Annotated in this window: 1 protein-coding gene; it reads left to right on the top strand. The window is 59.9% G+C overall.

Features of this window, described 5'->3' with window-relative positions:
• Positions 1-538: 538 nt before the first annotated feature.
• Positions 539-1,654, top strand: a complete 1,116-nt coding sequence (locus tag A5766_RS08620; protein ID WP_064904259.1) for a hypothetical protein — start codon at positions 539-541, stop codon at positions 1,652-1,654.
• Positions 1,655-1,886: the final 232 nt, after the last annotated feature.

The raw sequence follows: 1,886 nt of genomic DNA, 5'->3' as shown, positions 1-1,886 counted from the left end.
TCATCGTCCCTTCTCCGCCCTCATCAGGGCAATCAGGACTCTAAAACAACCCGGACCGGCTCACGGGGGACACGCCAGAAAGAGCGCGACAGATTCCTGCGCAGAGAACAGCCACGCTCAAGGGAGGGACCAACCGTGGGGCTGTGGTGCGGCCGAGATGATGTCACCATTCCGGCCAGCATTGGCTGATGCGAGCGTCCGTCGGAGGGTACTTGACGGGCAACGACGAAGCCCCATCGTCGCGTCGTGAATCTCGGCGGGGAGCTTCCGGCCGAGTTGGCCCCCGGAGATATGGAACGTGACTGTGAACCACGGCTAGCTGGCAAGAGACCGGCTTCATGGATTCTTCAGCTCAACTTGCAATGTCGCAACTCTCTTCGCCTGCCGCTCTAGTTCCCGGATGCCCTCGCCGCACGGCCACTACGCGATCAGCGACTCGACGCCGCGCGAGCACCTCCCGAGGGGCGAGAAAGTTGAGCCTGATGCAAACGAGTCTCCTGTTGTCACAGCCAAGCGATAGAGTTCCGCCATTCAATCGATGAATCGTGAGGACGAGATGAAAGACGTGACCGCAGACCAGGTGGCCGAGGAGCTAAGACTGAGTCCGCTGCAGACGCTCACTGTCTGCACCCTGCAAGCCCGGATGCTGCTAGAGGACATTGATGCGGCGAACAAACCCAAGGTGCGGGCAAGCAAGAGAAGAGCTTCCTACCGTTTTGTCTCTGACGCATACGCTGCCACTGTTCCCGATGACCAACTCGACTGGGTGCCCCAGGAACTTGCTGGATTCCGAACTCGCAATGGACGGGAGCAGGTGGAGATCTTCGCTGGCTTAGCTACTGGGTTGGCTGGTCAGGTAGAGAAGCGCTCGGCGGCCCTGGTGGTGCTTGTGGAGCTGCTGACGTTCAGTCCGTGGGATGACGGAACCCACTGGGAGAAGAAGGCCCGAGAATCGGGCCTGAACGAGGCGGCGAGTGAACTAGTCGGGCTTCGTGAGGGCGACCTGAAGGCGGCAACGCAAGAGTTCGAGAGCCTGATGAAGGCACTCCGGCGCAAGTCGATCAAATGGGGTCGAGTCGCTGCCGCAACGGTTGTCGGAGCAGGGGTGGGCGTGGCGACTGCGGGCTGGGCAGCCCCAGCAATAGGCGCTGCGATCGGCGGAACCATGGGACTCACCGGAGCCGCTGCGACCTCCGCCGGCCTGGCCGCCCTCGGCGGCGGATCACTCGCCGCTGGCGGTTTCGGTGTAGCAGGCGGGACCCTTCTGTTGACTGGGGCTGGAGGAGTTGCTTTCGCAGGCGCCGCGGCGGCTGGAACGCGGTTCAGTCCGATTGCGTCACGGACGGTCGCCGCCGAAGCTGTCAAGCTCGACCTACTTGCTCGCATGGTCCTCGTGGAGTCTCCAAATCGCGAAGAGAAGATGCGGCGAGTTGTGGAAAGCTTGCAGGAGCGAATCAATGACATGAGTGACACCACAAGTTTCCTGGTCGAGAAGATAAATACACTGAAGAAAGAAAAATCTGCCACTGAAAAAGAAAATGAGGACCTCAAGAGTCAGATCAAATCCTTGAAAGTCGAACTCGATGAGATACGTTCCGCGACGGCAACACTCGAGGTTGTGCGCGACCGAATTCCTGAAATGACCAGCAGATGAGCGACGACGAAATTGAACTTAACCTTGACACGCAATCGCGTCGACTCGACGAACTCAACGATATCGTCAACGCAGCTTTGAGCGAATCCGGTGGCCTGTCCCCCGTGAACCGGTCCGGGTGGTTCTAGAGTCCTGATTGCCCTGATGAGGGCGGAGAAGGGACGATGAGGATCATGGCAGGACGTAAGCGTCACTCGGCGGAGGACATCGTGCGCAAATTGCGCCGGGCCGA

Source organism: Gordonia sp. 852002-51296_SCH5728562-b, assembly GCF_001665475.1.
GTDB classification, from domain to species: Bacteria; Actinomycetota; Actinomycetes; order Mycobacteriales; family Mycobacteriaceae; genus Gordonia; species Gordonia sputi.
Note: the sequence above shows the minus strand (reverse complement) of the source record. Positions and strands in the feature narration are given on the sequence as shown.

Excerpts from the sequence above, each read along its gene's own strand:
- A5766_RS08620 (WP_064904259.1), top strand. The coding sequence starts at position 539 with ATGAATCGTGAGGACGAGATGAAAGACGTGACCGCAGACCAGGTGGCC.